Consider the following 17268-nt stretch of genomic DNA (forward strand, 5'->3'; position numbering starts at 1 on the left):
TGTTTTTCGCTTGGCAAAGGTCCGAAAAAGAACTTTATTTTGCAAAACAATTTCCGGTTTAAAATTCTAAAACTTTTTTGACCGAAAACCTTCTGTTTCTCTTGGCCCGCCAAGCCTTCAACACTATGCTTTCCCCGTTTGGGTCTGCAAAGGTGAGGAAAATATTTTGTTTTCCAACACGCTTTTTTAAAATATTTTTTGGAAGTTTTTGTGCTTTCCCAAAGACCGAAACCTTTGTCTACAACTCTCCTCCCCTCTTTTGGGTCTGCAAAGTTAAAAGCTTTTCCGTTCTTATAAAACACTTTTTATCAAAATATTTTTAAGCCCTGGAAACCAAAACCTTATTCCAAATCAAGCACCTCGAAAACTCTTCCCAAATGCCCCTGTCCGTCCAACAGGATGACAAAGGTAAGAAAGGTTTTCCCCGCTGCAAGAGGCAAGAGAATTAATTTACAAAAATATCCGCAAAGTCCCTGTATACCAGACAAAAAAAATTGGCACCTAAGTCCAATTTAAAGAAAAAGCCCCTTTGAAACAAAATTATTCAAAGGGGCTCCATTATCTTTTAAGCTTATTTCATCATCATTTCATGATGGTTTGTTCCCGGTCAGGCCCCACTGAAACCATTTTAATGGGAACATTCAACTCTTTTTCTAGTAAAGCGACATATTCCTTCAATTCTTGTGGAAATCCATCGTAAGAAGTCACATCACTCAAATCCTTATTCCAACCTTTACAAACCTTATATACAGGCTCAACTTTTACATCGTTGATTTCGAAAGGCAATTGATCAATCACAGTCCCATCTTCTAGCTTATAATGAGTACACACTTTGATCTCTTCAAATATATTCAAAACATCAGCCTTCATCATGAATAACTCTGTCACTCCATTGATCATGATAGAATACTTTAAGGCAGGCAAATCAATCCAACCGCATCTTCTTGGTCTTCCTGTAGTGGAGCCAAACTCATTACCTTCTTTTCTCATACGATCACCATCTTCATCAAACAGCTCCGTAGGGAATGGCCCACTACCAACACGTGTACAGTAGGCTTTAAATATACCAAACACTTCACCAATACTGGACGGAGAAACTCCAAGCCCCGTACAAGCCCCAGCAGTCATGGTGCTACTACTTGTAACAAATGGATAGCTACCAAAGTCAATATCCAATAACGATCCTTGTGCCCCCTCTGCTAACACTTGCTTCCCAGAAGATAATTCTGCATTCACATCGTACTCACTATTGATGAGATTAAGTGTTCTGAAGAATTCAATTGCCTCAAAGAAAGCTGTTTCCAATTGCGGCAATTCTGAAATATCGTAGTTATAAAAGCTTAGGGTGTTTTTATGCTTTTCTACTAATGCATTGTATTTCTCCTGAAAATCCGGACTAAGAATATCCCCTACTCTTAATGCTACTCTACCAATTTTATCTTGGTAAGTAGGACCAATCCCCTTTAAAGTAGATCCGATCTTCTTATCTCCTTTAGATTTTTCATAAGCAGCATCTAGCAACTTATGGGTAGGTATGATAATCGTAGCTTTTTTGGAAATAAAAAGATTTTGCTGATAAGCAATATTAAACTTTTTAAGCCCTTCAATCTCTTTCCTCAATACCACAGGGTCCAAAACCACCCCATTACCAATGACATTTTTAAGGTTCTCCCTGAAAATACCACTTGGAATCTGGTGAAGAACATGTTTAATTCCATCAAACTCCAAGGTATGACCAGCATTAGGACCTCCTTGAAACCTGGCAACCATATCGTACTTAGGTGCGAGGAAGTCAACTACTTTACCTTTGCCTTCATCCCCCCACTGTAGGCCTAAAAGAACGTCCATTTTCATTTTATATATTTATCTAATTTTTATATTCGTCAAATTCCGCGTGAAGTTTGCAATAACAAAAAAAAATAGCAACTCAATGCTACTTTTTTTATATACAAAGCTCTAAATTTTAGTAAAAACCAATCATTTTACTTTTTCCCTAGCATCCTCCAAAGATTCATACACGGTAAAAATATTATTAAGCTTGGTGATGATCAACAGTTTTTTTACATGTTCAGATGGAGATGCCAAAAAGACCTCTCCGCCAGCATTTCTCATTTTGGTGAGCATTGTTATCAAAACACCTATTCCACTCGAGCTGATATACCTCACCTCTTCTAGGTCAATAATACAACTTTTTACCCCCTCCTGCAGTGCATCGGAGATAACCTCAACCAATTTGGGCCCAGACTCATCTCCTATTAAATCTCCTTTTATCGAAAGTATCAGGTTATGGTCTTCTCTACTTGAGCTATAAGTTAATTTCATACGGCTAGTTTGTTTTCACAATCCTTCTTATTGCAATTTCCGTACAAAATTAAGGAATGATGAAGAATATTAAAATTTAAAATTTCGCCTACCGTATTTTGAATATTTTGAATCCTTGGATCACAGAACTCAACCACTTTATGACATTCTGTACATATCAAGTGATCATGTTGCTTATAACCGTATGATTTCTCATACTGAGCCAAATTCTGACCAAACTGATGTTTAGTTACCAAATCACATTCAACCAATAAATCCAAAGTATTATATACAGTAGCCCTACTGACCCTGTAATTTTTATTCTTCATGCTGATATAAAGTGATTCTACATCAAAATGGCCGTCTCTCCCGTAAATCTCTTCCAAAATCGCATAGCGCTCGGGAGTTTTTCTCAGTTTTTTATTTTCTAGGTAGGCAGTAAATATTTTCTTTACTTCTTCAAATAGCGTTTCATTCAATGCCATTTTCTCGTGTTTTATTTTTACAAATATACACTTCTTATTTAGAAAAGATTCAAATAAGAACAGACTTATTAATCAAACCTGGTAACTTTAATCACACCTGGCACTTGGGAGAGATTGGCAATTAAGTTTTCAAGGTGGTTGGTACTATGGACATAAAGCTTAATGGACCCCTCAAAAAGCCCACTTTCAGAGTCTACAGTAATGGATCTCATATTCACTTTAAGTTCATCAGAGATCACCCTGGTCAGATCATTGATCAAACCTACTCGATCAGTCCCAACTATTTTTAAACCAGCAAGAAAAGCAATCTCTTGTTGACTGGTCCATCGTGCCTTTATCACCCTATTACCATGATTGGACAATAACTCCAAGGCATTGGGACAGCTTGTCCTATGAATTTTTATACCCTCATTTACAGTAACAAAACCAAATACATCATCACCAGGGATAGGATTACAACATTTTGCCAAAATATAATCCACCACATCCATATCCTCACCTATCAGTAGCTGATCATGGTCTGGCCCCTTAAGGTTTTTGATTTCCTTGGTAAAAGAGGACTCATCCACCACATTTTGTAATGGACTTTTTACTTTTTTCTTTTTGGTCTGTTTAAAATCTTTGAAGCTTTTAATGGAGGTTGGATCAATAATCCCTTTCCCTACCTTGAAATAAAACTCATTAGCCGTCTTGGTTTCAAAAAATGCCCTAAGCTGCTCTACCACTACCGAGGTAAAATCCATCTTCATCTGACGAAGCTTTCGCTGTACGATTTCCTTGCCATCCATGATCAAAGATTTTTTCTCTTCTTTCAAAGCATCCTTTATCTTGGCCTTGGCCCTAGAAGTTATCACTGACCTTAACCAGTCTTCCGAAGGTTTTTGCTTGTTGGATGTAAGGATTTCTACCTGATCGCCATTTTTTAGTTTATGATTAATTGGTACCAAACGCTGATTGATTTTGGCACCAATACATTTAGCCCCTACTTCAGAATGTATCTCAAACGCAAAATCCAAAGCTGTTGCACCAAAGGGCAGCACTTTTAAATCACCTTTTGGAGTAAAAACAAACACCTCATCTTGGAAAAGATTCCCCCTAAAATCATCCATAAACTCTATGGCCGACCCATCATTCGATTCTAATAGGGTTCTTACCTGAGTGATCCATTCATCCAAACCAGCGGCTCCTTTGGAAGCACTCACTTCTTTCTCCTTATATTTCCAATGAGCTGCATAACCTCTCTCGGCAATATCATCCATTCTCTTGGTCCTGATCTGTACTTCTACCCATTGGCCTGTATTACTCATTACAGTAGTATGAAGAGACTCATAACCATTTGCCCTAGGAGTACTTATCCAATCTCTCAACCTGTCTGGATTGGGTCGGTAAAAATCTGTAACAATAGAATAGACTTGCCAACAATCTGCTTTCTCGGATTCAACATTGGAATCAATGATCACCCTGATAGCAAACAAGTCATATACTTCTTCAAAAGGAATATTCTGCTTTTTCATCTTATTATAAATTGAATAAACAGACTTGGGCCTTCCTTTTATATTGAACTTGAACCCCTGGGTTTCTAATTCACGCTCAACTGGAGCTACAAAGCTTTTTATAAATTTATTCCTGGAAATCCTGGTTTCCTTAATTTTCCCAACAATAAATTGATAGGTCTCTGTATCGGTATATTTCAAATATAAATCTTCCAGCTCCGATTTAATGCTATAAAGCCCCAATCGATGGGCCAATGGAGCATAAAGGTACATGGTTTCTGAGGCGATCTTCAACTGCTTATGCCTTGGCATGCTTTGAAGTGTCCTCATATTATTCAACCTATCAGCAAGTTTTATCAATATCACCCTAACATCATCGGAAAGGGTTAAGAGCATTTTCCGGAAATTTTCAGCTTGTTGAGAACTACCATACTCAAAAACTCCAGAAATTTTGGTCAATCCATCAATTATCTTAGTCACCCTCGGGCCAAACTCCCTTTCAATGTCTTCCAATTCCCACTCAGTATCCTCCACCACATCATGAAGCAATGCAGCCACAATACTGGTTGTACCCAAACCAATCTCCTCTACACAAACCAAGGCCACCTCAAGCGGATGATATATATAAGGCTCGCCAGATTTTCGCCGCATCTCTTTATGCGCTTCACTGGAAACATTAAAAGCCTTTTTAATAATTTTTGCATCCCCACTTTTCAACAAAGGCTTGGCTAACCTCAGCAGCTTCCTGTATCTTTTGAGTATTTCTTTTCTTTCAACCTCTGGATCTATGTTAATCATATTCTTATAATCGTAGTTTTCAACTGCCCTGCAGTTATCAGGTTACCAACTCACCAAATTACCCACTAATTTCTATCTTTTTTCTCCAAAAGCCCAGTAGGCAATGAAAGATTATCAAGCCCCGTTTTACCCCAAAATTTATTCCCACTGATTTTCAACACCTTAATATCTCAAAACAAAATTTATTCAACTTTTTTTCAAGCTAACTATTGCAAGTTAGAATTTCATTATTACCTTTGCATCCACATTAGAGAAGCAAATGTAAGCAAAACCAAAAGGGTAGCACTTACATTGACTAAATAAGCGGATGTGGCGAAATTGGTAGACGCACTAGACTTAGGATCTAGCGCCGCGAGGCATGGGGGTTCGAGTCCCTCCATCCGCACTAATCAACCAGCCCTCAATCACGAACCACCAACCCTACCCGATTTATTGGACAGGACAATGGTGTCGAGGTTGAGGGTTTTTAGTTTATAGCAAAATTTAATCAATTACAGCCTTGGAAATCAAACTAGACAAGCAATCTACTAATCAAGCTTCAATTAAAATTAGTTTAAATGAAGCAGATTATCAACCTAAAGTTGATGCCAAACTAAAAGACTATGCCAAGAAAGCCAATATTAAAGGTTTTCGTCCTGGTAAAGCTCCAATTGGTATGGTTAAAAAACTATACGGAACGTCTGCTTTGGTTGAAGAAATCAACGAGATCCTTTCTTCATCTTTGAACAACTATATCAAAGAGCAAAGCTTCAAAATTCTAGGCGAACCTCTTCCAGTGGTTGAAGATGCTGATGCTATCGACTGGAATAAGCAAAAAGAATTTGATTTTGAATATAAAATCGGATTCGTAGAAAACGTTGAAGTTGCTTTGGACAAGTCTATCAAAGCCACTGATTATAAACTAAAGGTTGACAAAAAGGCTATCGATGATGCAATCGAAAACTTAAGACGTCAGTATGGTAAAATGACCAACCCTGAAGTTAGTCAAGAAAACGACTTCCTTTATGGTGACCTTAAGTCTGCCGATGGTTCTTATGAGCAAACATTATCTCTTCCTCTTTCTAAAATGGACGGAAGATCAGTAAAGAAATTCATTGGTGTAGAAAAAGGTGCTGTCATCGAGTTTGACCCATCTAAAGCTATCAAAACTGATCTTGCAGAAGTATTAAGCCTAAGTGAGGAAGAAGCAGCCAATATCGCTGGCACCTATACTTTCACCGTGCAGAACATCAACAGAACTGAAGATGCTGCTCTGGACCAAGAATTCTTCGACAAAGTGTTTGGACCTGACCAAGTAAAAACTGAAGAAGAGTTTGTTGCAAAAGTGGAAGAAATCCTAGGTGACAACTACAATAAAGAAACGAAGGTATTCAACGAGGAAAAGATCAAAGAAATTCTTGTAGAAAAAGCCAATATTGAACTACCTGAAGCATTCCTGAAAGAATGGTTATTGAAAGCCAATGATGGAAAAGTGACAGAAGCTGATGTGGAGAAAGAATTTCCTGTATACGCCAAGCAATTAACATGGTCGCTTATCTCTAACAAAATTGCAGAAGAGAACGAAATCAAAGCGGAACACGAAGATGTAATCGCCAAGACACAAGACATGGTTCGTGAGCAATTAGCAGCTTCTGGCCTAGGTGCTCAGATGGAAGACAATATGGACATGTTTGTTAACAACTACCTTCAAGGCAACGAAGGACAGAACTATATGCAGATGTTAACAGCTGTTCAAAACGACAAAGTACTGGAACTTGTCAAGGACAAGATTACCATTAAGGAAGAAAAGATAGATGTCGATAAGTTTAAAGAGCTAATCGAAAACTAATTCCAATAATTAATCGTTAATAAAAAGTCCTTTTCTAAGGGCTTTTTTTATTTTTGTACTAATTCATAAAAAAGACGATATGATTAACAAAGAAGAATTTAGAAAATATGCCATTCACAGCCAAGGGGTGAGTGGTACCGCTTTTGATCAATATACCCAACAAATCGAAAACATGACCAGATCGGTTATTGAAGAAAGGCCTACCAATTTCCGTGAAATTGATGTTTTCTCAAGACTGATCATGGACCGTATTATTTTTCTGGGTACTCAAGTAGATGACCATATAGCTAATATCATCACTGCCCAGTTACTTTTCTTGGAATCAGTAGACTCGAAAAAAGACATATTATTATATATTAATAGCCCAGGGGGATCCGTTTATGCTGGATTGGGGATCTATGATACCATGCAGTATATCAACCCTGATGTTGGAACTATTTGTACTGGCTTGGCAGCCTCCATGGGTGCTGTATTATTGGCTGGTGGAGCCGCGAACAAAAGAGCAGCCTTACCCCATTCAAGGGTTATGATTCACCAACCACTTGGTGGAGCTCAAGGCCAGGCTTCTGATATTGAAATCACTGCCAAACAAATCTTGATTTTAAAGCAAGAACTGTATGAAATATTGGCCCATCACTCTGGTAAAGACATCGAACAAATTGAGAAAAACTCAGATCGTGATTACTGGATGAGAGCCCCTGAAGCCAAAGAATATGGCTTGATAGATGAAGTATTGACTAGAAAAAAATAATAATGGCTCAAGTTACTTGTTCCTTTTGTGGGAGAAATAAGAAAGATGTAGACCTGATGGTTTCAGGAATTTCAGCACATATCTGTAATTTCTGCATTGATCAGGCTTTCCAAATCTTAGGTGAGGAAGAAAAGACAAAAAAGCAGGATAAAAAACCGAAGTTTAAATTAAAAAAACCAAAGGAACTTACCCAGTACCTCAATCAATATGTAATTGGTCAAAACGAAGCCAAGAAGGTACTTTCTGTGGCCGTATATAACCACTATAAACGACTTCTTCAAAAGACCAATGATGACGAAATAAAGATAGAAAAATCTAATATCATCATGGTTGGGGATACAGGAACAGGTAAAACTTACTTAGCCAAAACCTTGGCTAAAATTCTTGAGGTTCCTTTCTGCATAGCTGATGCTACTGTTTTGACAGAAGCTGGATATGTAGGTGAAGATGTTGAGAGTATCCTTACGCGTTTACTTCAATCCGCCGATTATAATGTAGAAGCGGCTGAGAGAGGTATCGTATACATTGATGAAATTGATAAGATTGCACGAAAATCAGATAATCCATCAATTACTAGAGATGTAAGTGGAGAGGGAGTTCAGCAGGCTATGCTTAAATTATTGGAAGGCACCACTGTCAACGTTCCACCACAAGGAGGTAGAAAACATCCAGACCAAAAAATGATTGCTGTCAATACTGAAAATATTCTTTTCATTTGCGGCGGTGCATTTGATGGTATTGCGAGACATATTGCCAATAGACTCAATACACAACCACTTGGTTTCAGTAAGAAAAACGAGCAGGAGATTATTGACAGAAATAACCTATTGCAATATGTAACCGCTCCAGATTTAAAATCTTTTGGTCTAATACCTGAATTAATAGGTCGTCTTCCAGTGTTAACCCACTTGGATCCGCTGGATAAGGAAACACTCAAAAGCATCCTTACCGAGCCTAAAAATGCCCTTACCAAACAATACATTAAATTAATGGAAATGGAAGGCATCAATCTAGAATTTGAAGAGAGCGGTATTGACTATATAGTTGAAAAAGCAGTTGAATATAGCCTTGGAGCAAGAGGCTTAAGATCCATTTGCGAAGCCATCATTACTGATGCTATGTATGAGTTGCCTTCTGATTCTGATGTCAAAGAATTGGTAATCAACAGAAAGTATGCGCAAGAACAATTTGACAAATCCAAATTCAAAAAGCTTCAAGTAGCATAACTGTTCAGAAATAACATAAGACATAACCTGCTAATATCTATTGGCAGGTTATTTTTTTATACTGTCTACAATCAGCTTTGCAGTTTCCTTTGAGGCACTTTTATTACCCAATAATGCTCTTACCAAATTATACCCCTGGAGGATTTCTGCTTTTCTCTGAACATCTCCTAAAATAGCCTTGAGTTCCCCTAATAAAACCTCTTTATTATATTCTCCCTGAATCAACTCCCTTACCACTTCCTTATCAGCAATCAAATTTACAAGAGAGATAAACCGCACTTTTATTAGATGATTAGCAATAGCATAACTAATCCCTGAAGTCTTATAAACCACTACCTGAGGAACCCTAAACAAGGCTGTTTCCAATGTAGCCGTACCTGAAGTCACTATAGCTGCATTTGCATGGTAAAGCAAGTCATATGTTTGATCAAAAATCACCTTTACGCCCAAATCTTTAGCTTTTTGATAAACACCTGCGCGCAGGTTTCTAACACCCGCAATGATAAATTGGGCATTCGAGAAGGCCGGAACAATTTCTACCATTGTTTGCATCATTTTATCCACCTCCTGCCTCCTACTTCCCGGAAGTAAAGCTATTATTGGCTTATAACTCAATTCATTTTTTTGATGAAAAAAATCATGTGGCGTAAATTTCGCAATCTCATCCAATAATGGATTCCCAACATAATTAACCTCCCAATCAAACCTTTTAAAAAAATCTGGCTCAAAGGGCAATATGGAATATAAATGATCTACATATTTTTTTAACTTAAATGCTCGATTTTGATTCCAAGCCCAAACTTTAGGAGATATATAATAATGTACAGGTATACCTTTTTCGTGGCAAAATTTGGCAATCTTCATATTAAACCCGCCATAATCCACCAAAATCACAGCATCTGGCTGGAATGCAAGAATATCTTCCTTTACCAGCTTGAGGTATTTTAACACTTTCCTAAAACCAAATAGTACTTCAACAAAACCCATCAGAGCCACTTCATCATAATGGGCAGCCAATGAAAGATTTGCCTGCTGACTATAATCCCCTCCCATTCCTCTAAAATTGGCTATTGGATCTAGCTCTCTGATGGCCGTAATTAAGTTAGACGCATGTAAATCACCGGATCTTTCACCGGAAATAATATAGTACTTCATATAAAAGAAAATAACCCAATTAGATAGGCAATATTGGCATCTATGACAAAGGAGTAATGCCTAATTATTTGACAAATTAAGCATAGTAAAAAGAAAAAGCCCTTTTAAAGGGCCTTTTTTATTCTCCGTAGTATTCTACAAAATTCCTAGGAGTCTCATACAGCTTCAGCTTATATAAGCCTCCATGAGGAGTGATCTTATTTATTGCAGGTTCCAAAATTTTCCAGAACTCCATGACCAAATTTTCACAACTGGCCATTTTCCCTGTCATGAAATCAACATCCACATTGAGGTTTTTGTGATCTACCTTTTCTATCACCAAAGTTCTAATTAAAGTACTCAGGGCTTTCAAGTCCACTACAAAGCCGGTTTCCTCATCTGGCAGTCCTTTAACTGTCACTATTAAATCAAAATTGTGCCCATGCCAGTTGGCGTTGGCACATGGTCCAAATACTTCAACATTCTTCTCCTCAGTCCATTTGGGATTCCAAAGTTTATGTGCTGCATTGAAGTGTTCTTTTCTAGAGACTTGTATCATGACTGGTATTACGATTTGAGACTGCAAAGATAAAAAAAAAGTAACACCCTTATATCATGAACTTGGGAATCCATTTAAAGACTTAGCTTATTTCATTCATTTTTACCAAAAACTGTATAAGATGATCTTCCCTATTGAGATTTAGCTTATTCTCTTTTAGGTATTTCTTACCATCCTTTTGATCATCGGGATCTAAACTTTTCACCATACTTCTATTGGAGAGCCTTACTGAAATGGCTTCCCCGCTAGAATTAATCAAATAATAAGATTCTGATGGAATAAACCTTTTTCCTGGACTTGGAGAGTAAGAATTCTTAGGAGGTGTTTCCAACTTATTCTTAAATACCCGTACCAAAACATAATTTTCACCTTCTAATAGCACATTAACAAAGTCGCTTTCGGAAACTCCTGGAATCTCATTAAATCCTTTTTTAAAAACCATTTTCACCAAAGCCCCATCATTGTCTCTAAGATTATCCTGTGGTCGGTTCAGGACGAATGAATAAATTTGTTTTTTATCCAAAACAATCTGATTACCATTATCGTTTACAGTCAAAATTTCCTTTTCGTAAACATTGATTTTAGTGGGTACATTTTCTTTTGTCCAGCCCTTCTCCATGGTATAACTGGCATTTGACCAATCATCAAATAAAAAAGGGGAGCCTTGTATCCCCTCATAAGATGATGCCCTCAAAGGAACACCATTCATCTCTAGATTGACTATTTGACCAAAACCGCTAAAACTAATAAGCGTCAGTATAAATATTATCTTAATTGATCTATTCATCATTATTTCTTTATCACTTTAGTCCTCAAAACTAAATCTCCCATTTTGATCATAAACAAATAAACTCCAGAAGGCTGAGACAGTTGATATTCATAAAACACTTCTGTTTGTTGTTTATAAACTGATTTGGATGACACTTTTCTACCATCAATGGCATCCACGGCCAGCTCTAATTCACCTTGATACTCATTATTAATCCTTAGATTAACCCTTCCGCTTGTTGGATTTGGGCCTATAAAAACCCCAAAAGTACCCAAAGCAGGTTCTTCATCCTCCAAGGAAGTGACCAAAACTGGTTCGGAAAGTCTATTACATGTTTCATCAAAAATGGCAACCTGGTACATACCATCATTATCGGCAGCATAGGAACGATTGGTTGCCCCTGGAATTTTCGCTCCATCATAATACCATTGATAGGCATTTGCCAGTGTTTGACTGGTCATCACACTACCATTTACTACGATGACAGGGACCTGCAAACCATTATCGTTAACGGTAACTGTACGGGTAAAGGATTCGCTCTTCCCATTATCTCCAATGGTCAATTCCACCTCATAATCACCTGTTTCTGGGAAGCTAAAGCTTGGGTTCTCCAAATCCGAATCTCCAATATTTCCAAAGGTCCAGGAGTAAGTGCTGATACTTCCCTCACTTAGGTTTGTAAATTCAGTTGATCCTCCTACACAATTAAATTCCGAAGTAAAATTGGCAAACAATACATCTTCACAATTTTGACTCAACCAATTATCAGCATTATTCACATCAGCAGCCAAACCCAGATTAATTATGGCATCTCCAGATAAATCCACGCCATCTATATTTAAAAACTCAAAACAATACTTCCTATAAACATCATGAATCAACTCCCCTTTTTGAGATGCATATATCCTCGCCGCATCACTACTGACAGATTCAACAGTCAAATTTTCCAATAACACAAAGCGTTTGTCAGGAGATAAATCCAAAAGCGCTCCTTGCCCCATTACCAGAGTATTAGCTGTAAAATCAGTAACATTGCCCAAAACCAAACTACCATTCTGAACATTTACATCATCGATTGAATTGGCACTACCGTTATAAACCAAATCTCCTGATTGAATTTCAAGTGAATTTATACTACCATTATTATTGTTAAATGATCCATTTTCTCCTTCAAAAACAAAATCTCCTTCAAAGGTAAAACTAGCATTACTTGCAATGCTCATGGTTTCATGAAATTCTAGGACATCCAAATTCCCTTTTAATACGGCATCCTGCTCCAAAAACAAACTATTTAACTCTAAGCTTTCTGCACCTACCAAAAGTTCTCCGCCCACGATTTCCAATCTATCCAATAATTCAGCATTGGTAAGATTCCAGTTACCTGAAGTAATTCTGATAACCAGGTCATCAAAGAGCACTCCCGCAAATTCCATAAACTTATCCTGTTCGTCAGCGGTATTAAAAATTACTTCTCCATTACGTATGGTAGTCAATTGGTTACTGACTCTAAAACCTCCTCCTACAGTCAAATCAAAAGTATTCATATCCATAGTAACAATTCCCTCTCCAAATATATTTACACTGAAGGCGGATGAACTCTCAGATAAACTCACCTGAGTACTCTGACCTGATGTCAATTCAAACAGCACCCTTGAATTGGCATCAGGGATTTTATTTGCTGACGCTCCTCCTTGTGTTTCAGACCAATTTGACACATCACTCCAATTGCCTGTTTCACCACCAATCCAGTATAAGGTCTCATCAGCCCCATCAATCGTCCCCGCCTTTAACACCAAGGCAAATTCTTGGGCATCATTGGTTAATTCTCCTTTATGGCTAACCCTTACAGTATATTTTTTGGGAGTAGGTGAGTTAATGATCACCTGTTCCACATTATCCCTAAAATTATCACTTGTATTAATAGCTCTACTATTGGCTCCTTTACTCGGATCAAGTGTCCATGGAAAATATTCTTGTCCTGATTCATCTATAATTCTCAAATCCAAATCATTCACCAGATTTGAATTCGACGGATTTAATGCAGTTGGACTTGGACTGCCTGATGGATCGGTCCACGCAATAGTGGCTTTTATAGGTGTAATCCCATCTGATACGATCTCATATTCAAAAACTCCCCCTTCTTCCAAGGTAAGCTCCCGGATCAAATCCGAAGAACCATTTTCATTTATAATCATCTCAGCAGCAGCTTTTGCATTCAGTATCCCCCAACCATATACATAATCGGGGCCCTCATAAAGACCTCCATCCAACGCAGTATTAATGGCCAAAGCTTTAAGGGTTGATGATCGCATATACGCGCCACCGTTTCTTTGAGCATAAAGCTGCTGAAGCAGTAAAAGGGAACCAGCTACATTAGGGGAAGCCATAGAAGTGCCATTTAAGGTCGTATAGGAATCATTTCCCTCACCTGAAATAGCTGTACTGAAAACACCCACACCCACACCTACAAGATCTGGTTTAATCCTGCCATCATCTGTGGGGCCCCAACTGGAAAAATCACTTATCGCCAAAGAAGACCGGTCATTATATTCTTCAAAGGGAGAGACAGCTCCAACTGTTATGACATTTTTAGCTACTCCTTCAGGACCAATGGTATCATCAGGACCATCAGGATCCTTGGTACCATCACCTCTATCTGTCCTGTCATTTCCTGCAGCCCAAACCATGGTATAATAGGGTTTTGAAAAAGCTAAATCATCCAAAGATTTACTTTTATTGGTATATAAGCCAAACCTGTAATCCTCATTAGGATCAACTGATGGATTTCCAGCCCATTTCCAGGTTCCATTTTGATCTCGGTACCATCCCAAAACAATCCCATAAGAGTGATTCGAAACCAAATGTCCATCTGACTTAGTTTCTTCATCATAGGCATTGGTGCCCATTTTTGAAATATCCCCTTCCCAGTTGAAGGCCCAACCGTTTGATTCATATGCCATACCCTTTGCATTGGCATTCAACCCTTCGGCCAAAAGCGTACCTGTAACGTGAGTAGCATGGTTACTGATCACCTCACTTGATCCATCGACCTGTCTAACTCTTCCCCCAAATTCCACATGATCGGGTTTTGGGCGAGTCTGATCATAAACACCTATGGTCATCCCTTTACCTGTAAGGCTTAGACCTAAGTCTCCATTGGGCTGAAGTGCATCTGTTTGGGTGGTTGCAGCAGCCCTAATATTATATGTGATATAGTAAACTGGAGCTCCCTTTTCATCAAAATACCGCAACTCTCCTACTTTCCCCTCATCCAAAAACAATTTCACAGGCACTCCTTTTGAAGCCGCCATGATCTTGAGGGCATCATTCCCGAGTAAATATTGCTTATAGTTGGCATCAAAATTTTCTTGAATGCTCTTTCTTTCTTTAACAATTTTTTGCCCAAGTTCTGAAGATTCCTGTCCCCAAACACTTGTGAAGGCAAAAAACAAAAAAAACTTTATCAGTATTAATTTTCTCATAAATAATCCTCTTGGCCCCAATAGTTAACCCTTTCAATTTATAAAAAGTTTGGAATAAAAAAGGGAGACATGACATCTCCCTTTAAAAAATAACTAATTTAGTTTATTCTTTTGTAAGCACCACAGTACCTCCGTCACCATAAGTATTCGACCATACTAACCTAATGGTATTGTTTATCGGATCTGCAGTTCCGCTAACAGTGAACGGATCCCCATATTGATCAGCATTACTTGCATCACCAGTAATATCATTACAATTATCCGAGATCCTACCTGTTGGAGCACTGTCTTGATACACCTCTGGATACAATCCAAAGGTCATATCACTTAATTGATAAACTCCTGTTGCCACTTCTTTAATTTCAATGGTATTATTAAAAGTGTAATTGGTTAATGTTTGGTTTGCTCCTCCACTACCATCTCCTATGATCAAAGTTTCCCAAAACACAGAATATGTCCCTTCTAATTGGGATGCACAAACCATCCTTATTTTATAGGTCAACTCACCATAGTTGGCACTTATTTTTGCGCCACTGGCATCTGCTATTTTTAAAACCAAATCGGGAGTTTCTTCTAGCCCAATATTACCAATTAAAACTTCCACCATTAATGTCCCTGTAACCTCACCGGCAGGAATGGTTACGGTACTGGATGGTAAATTATAATGAACACCTTGAACAGCTGTAGAGCTAGGATCTACCTCCACTTCAATCATAAGATCACTGGTAGCGGGTGCCCCAACCAAATTAACTTGAATCACCCCCATATCAGTCTGAGTAACATTCCCCTCTTCCTTCGCAAAGTTTTCTGTATAACCATTGGGGAGATTAGCTTCATTAAACTCAATTTCCGAACCACTCCATGTAGTCTCTAAACCTGGATCATCGAAACAGGAAGTAACTACAAAGGACACCAGTACTACTAGTACATATATATATATTGATTTATGTTGTCTCATCATTTCTCCTTCGTTTAGTTATATTCAGGATTATTTTCCAACAAATCATTCAGTATGATTTCGTCCTGAGGAATAGGAGATAAAATCCTATAATCAGTGTAAGGAACAGGTTCGAAACTTCCAGATTTAGAAATCGTCATACCATTTCTTTTCAAGTCAAACCACCTATGGCCTTCTGTGGCAAATTCCACTCTGTTCTCATGCATGATAAGGTCCATTAAAGCGGTACCGCTAGCAGCAGTATTTCCCAAACCTCTTTTACTTCTCAGAGCATTAATATCTGCTCTGGCACCTGTTTCATTGGAAGTTTTATAGCGAGCCTCCGCTCTAATTAAATACAGTTCAGAAGCCCTGATAATAGGAAGGTTTTCGAGAAAATCTCCTTTGTGACCTAGCCATTTGGTAGACCGATAGAATGTACCTGAAGTCCCCTCTCTTTCAGTTTCTGCCCAAGTATCCAACCTCACATCTCCCGCTTCATAAGAGGCCAGTAAATCATCGGATACCGTTAGGATAAACTGAGCACCAGTATATACATTGGCCAGAAGGGAACACATGGAATTATTTAATCCATCCGTACTATTCCAGTCTTGAGAACGGATCTCCACCTCAAATAACGATTCTGGATTTGGAGCCGTGGAAAAACCAGCTACATAGTCTTCCGCTTCCAAAAGGCCAGTACCATTATCGGTCAAACCAAAACTCACCATAGCATTAGTTGCCATTGTTTCAGCTTCTGAATAATTTGACATATACAGATAAACTCTTGCCAATAAGGCTTGTGCTGCACCCTTTGATGCTCTATAAACATCTTCTTCACCTAAACTTGCGTTTGGCAACAAATCAATGGCCTCTTTCAAGTCTGAAACGACCTGATTATAAACCTCTGTATTCGTAGATCTTGCCCTAAAGTCTGCCGCGGACAGGCCCAAAGTAGGTGTAGTTCTTAAGATAACACTCAAATCAAATCCATTGACTTCTTGTCCTGGCTCATATCCATAAACCCTGGCCAAATCAAAATAATTTAAGGCTCTGAAGAAATAGGCTTCTCCCTTCACCCTATTTCTCAAATTATCATCCCCATCCACCTCATCTATTCCTGCCAATATTATATTGGCATCATTGATGGAAGCGTATAACCCAGGATTATTATCCGTATCCGTATCTACCTCGGTAAATTCCCATATGTCAATGTGTTGACGATCTGCATTAGCTTCCTGACCAATATACCTACCGGTGTTGGCTATAATTTTTAAATTATCCGCCATCACTTCTGGAGCCACTTGCATCAGCTGTCCATAATAATCAAATCCCAGAGTTCTTCCATACAGGGAATAGACCAAAGACTGATATCCCTCCACATCTGCTAGTGCAGTTTCTGGTGTTAAGCTTTGCCGGGGCTGCGTATCCAATAAATCTGAACATGCCCCCATTGCTAAAGCCGAACCTACAAATAGTATTTTAATAATATTTTTCATTTTGCT

General features: G+C 38.3%; 14 protein-coding genes and 1 tRNA gene. 4 read left to right on the forward strand and 11 right to left on the reverse strand.

The genetic code is table 11. The features are described from left to right. From H7U17_RS20575 to H7U17_RS18675, 5 genes are all read right to left on the reverse strand, one after another. A partial coding sequence (locus tag H7U17_RS20575) for a hypothetical protein (protein ID WP_222439245.1) occupies positions 1-302 on the reverse strand: 302 nt, incomplete at its 3' end. Positions 303-582: 280 nt separating this feature from the next. After that, on the reverse strand, positions 583-1854 hold the full coding sequence (locus H7U17_RS18660; protein ID WP_186758357.1) for an adenylosuccinate synthase: 1272 nt from the start codon (positions 1852-1854) through the stop codon (positions 583-585). Between the two features lie 123 nt (positions 1855-1977). Further along, on the reverse strand, positions 1978-2322 hold the full coding sequence (locus H7U17_RS18665; RefSeq protein WP_186758359.1) for an STAS domain-containing protein: 345 nt from the start codon (positions 2320-2322) through the stop codon (positions 1978-1980). Next, entirely contained in the window at positions 2319-2786 is a 468-nt protein-coding gene (locus tag H7U17_RS18670) for a Fur family transcriptional regulator (protein WP_186758361.1), read from the reverse strand. Before H7U17_RS18670 ends, H7U17_RS18665 begins: the two co-directional genes overlap by 4 nt. A gap of 68 nt (positions 2787-2854) precedes the next feature. Continuing rightward, positions 2855-5077 (reverse strand): RelA/SpoT family protein, encoded by a 2223-nt coding sequence (locus H7U17_RS18675; protein ID WP_186758363.1) that lies wholly within the window; start codon positions 5075-5077, stop codon positions 2855-2857. 303 nt (positions 5078-5380) lie between these two features. Between H7U17_RS18675 and H7U17_RS18680 the strand changes: the two genes are divergently transcribed. From H7U17_RS18680 to clpX, 4 genes are all read left to right on the forward strand, one after another. Further along, positions 5381-5462 (forward strand) — tRNA-Leu (locus H7U17_RS18680). Between the two features lie 114 nt (positions 5463-5576). Then, positions 5577-6905: a trigger factor gene (tig, locus tag H7U17_RS18685; protein WP_186758370.1), complete on the forward strand. Its 1329-nt coding sequence runs from the start codon at positions 5577-5579 to the stop codon at positions 6903-6905. Positions 6906-6984: 79 nt separating this feature from the next. After that, positions 6985-7656, forward strand: coding sequence for an ATP-dependent Clp protease proteolytic subunit (locus H7U17_RS18690; protein ID WP_186758372.1), 672 nt, complete (start codon positions 6985-6987; stop codon positions 7654-7656). A gap of 2 nt (positions 7657-7658) precedes the next feature. Continuing rightward, positions 7659-8882, forward strand: coding sequence for an ATP-dependent Clp protease ATP-binding subunit ClpX (gene clpX, locus H7U17_RS18695; protein ID WP_186758374.1), 1224 nt, complete (start codon positions 7659-7661; stop codon positions 8880-8882). A gap of 48 nt (positions 8883-8930) precedes the next feature. On the opposite strand, the gene lpxB is transcribed toward clpX, so the two are convergent. From lpxB to H7U17_RS18725, 6 genes are all read right to left on the reverse strand, one after another. Then, on the reverse strand, positions 8931-10037 hold the full coding sequence (gene lpxB, locus H7U17_RS18700) for a lipid-A-disaccharide synthase (RefSeq protein WP_186758375.1): 1107 nt from the start codon (positions 10035-10037) through the stop codon (positions 8931-8933). Between the two features lie 118 nt (positions 10038-10155). Further along, positions 10156-10575: a 6-pyruvoyl trahydropterin synthase family protein gene (locus H7U17_RS18705; RefSeq protein ID WP_186758376.1), complete on the reverse strand. Its 420-nt coding sequence runs from the start codon at positions 10573-10575 to the stop codon at positions 10156-10158. Between the two features lie 82 nt (positions 10576-10657). Further along, the gene (locus tag H7U17_RS18710) at positions 10658-11365 is read right to left on the reverse strand and encodes a hypothetical protein (protein ID WP_186758377.1); all 708 of its coding nucleotides are present in this window, start codon (positions 11363-11365) and stop codon (positions 10658-10660) included. Further along, entirely contained in the window at positions 11365-14826 is a 3462-nt protein-coding gene (locus H7U17_RS18715; protein WP_186758378.1) for a S8 family serine peptidase, read from the reverse strand. Before H7U17_RS18715 ends, H7U17_RS18710 begins: the two co-directional genes overlap by 1 nt. Positions 14827-14929: 103 nt before the next feature. Continuing rightward, positions 14930-15787, reverse strand: a complete 858-nt coding sequence (locus H7U17_RS18720) for a DUF4843 domain-containing protein (RefSeq protein WP_186758379.1) — start codon at positions 15785-15787, stop codon at positions 14930-14932. An 11-nt stretch (positions 15788-15798) separates the two neighbouring features. Continuing rightward, the gene (locus H7U17_RS18725) at positions 15799-17262 is read right to left on the reverse strand and encodes a RagB/SusD family nutrient uptake outer membrane protein (protein ID WP_186758380.1); all 1464 of its coding nucleotides are present in this window, start codon (positions 17260-17262) and stop codon (positions 15799-15801) included. Positions 17263-17268 lie beyond the last annotated feature (6 nt).

It is taken from the genome of Echinicola salinicaeni (assembly GCF_014280965.1).
GTDB lineage: Bacteria > Bacteroidota > Bacteroidia > Cytophagales > Cyclobacteriaceae > Echinicola > Echinicola salinicaeni.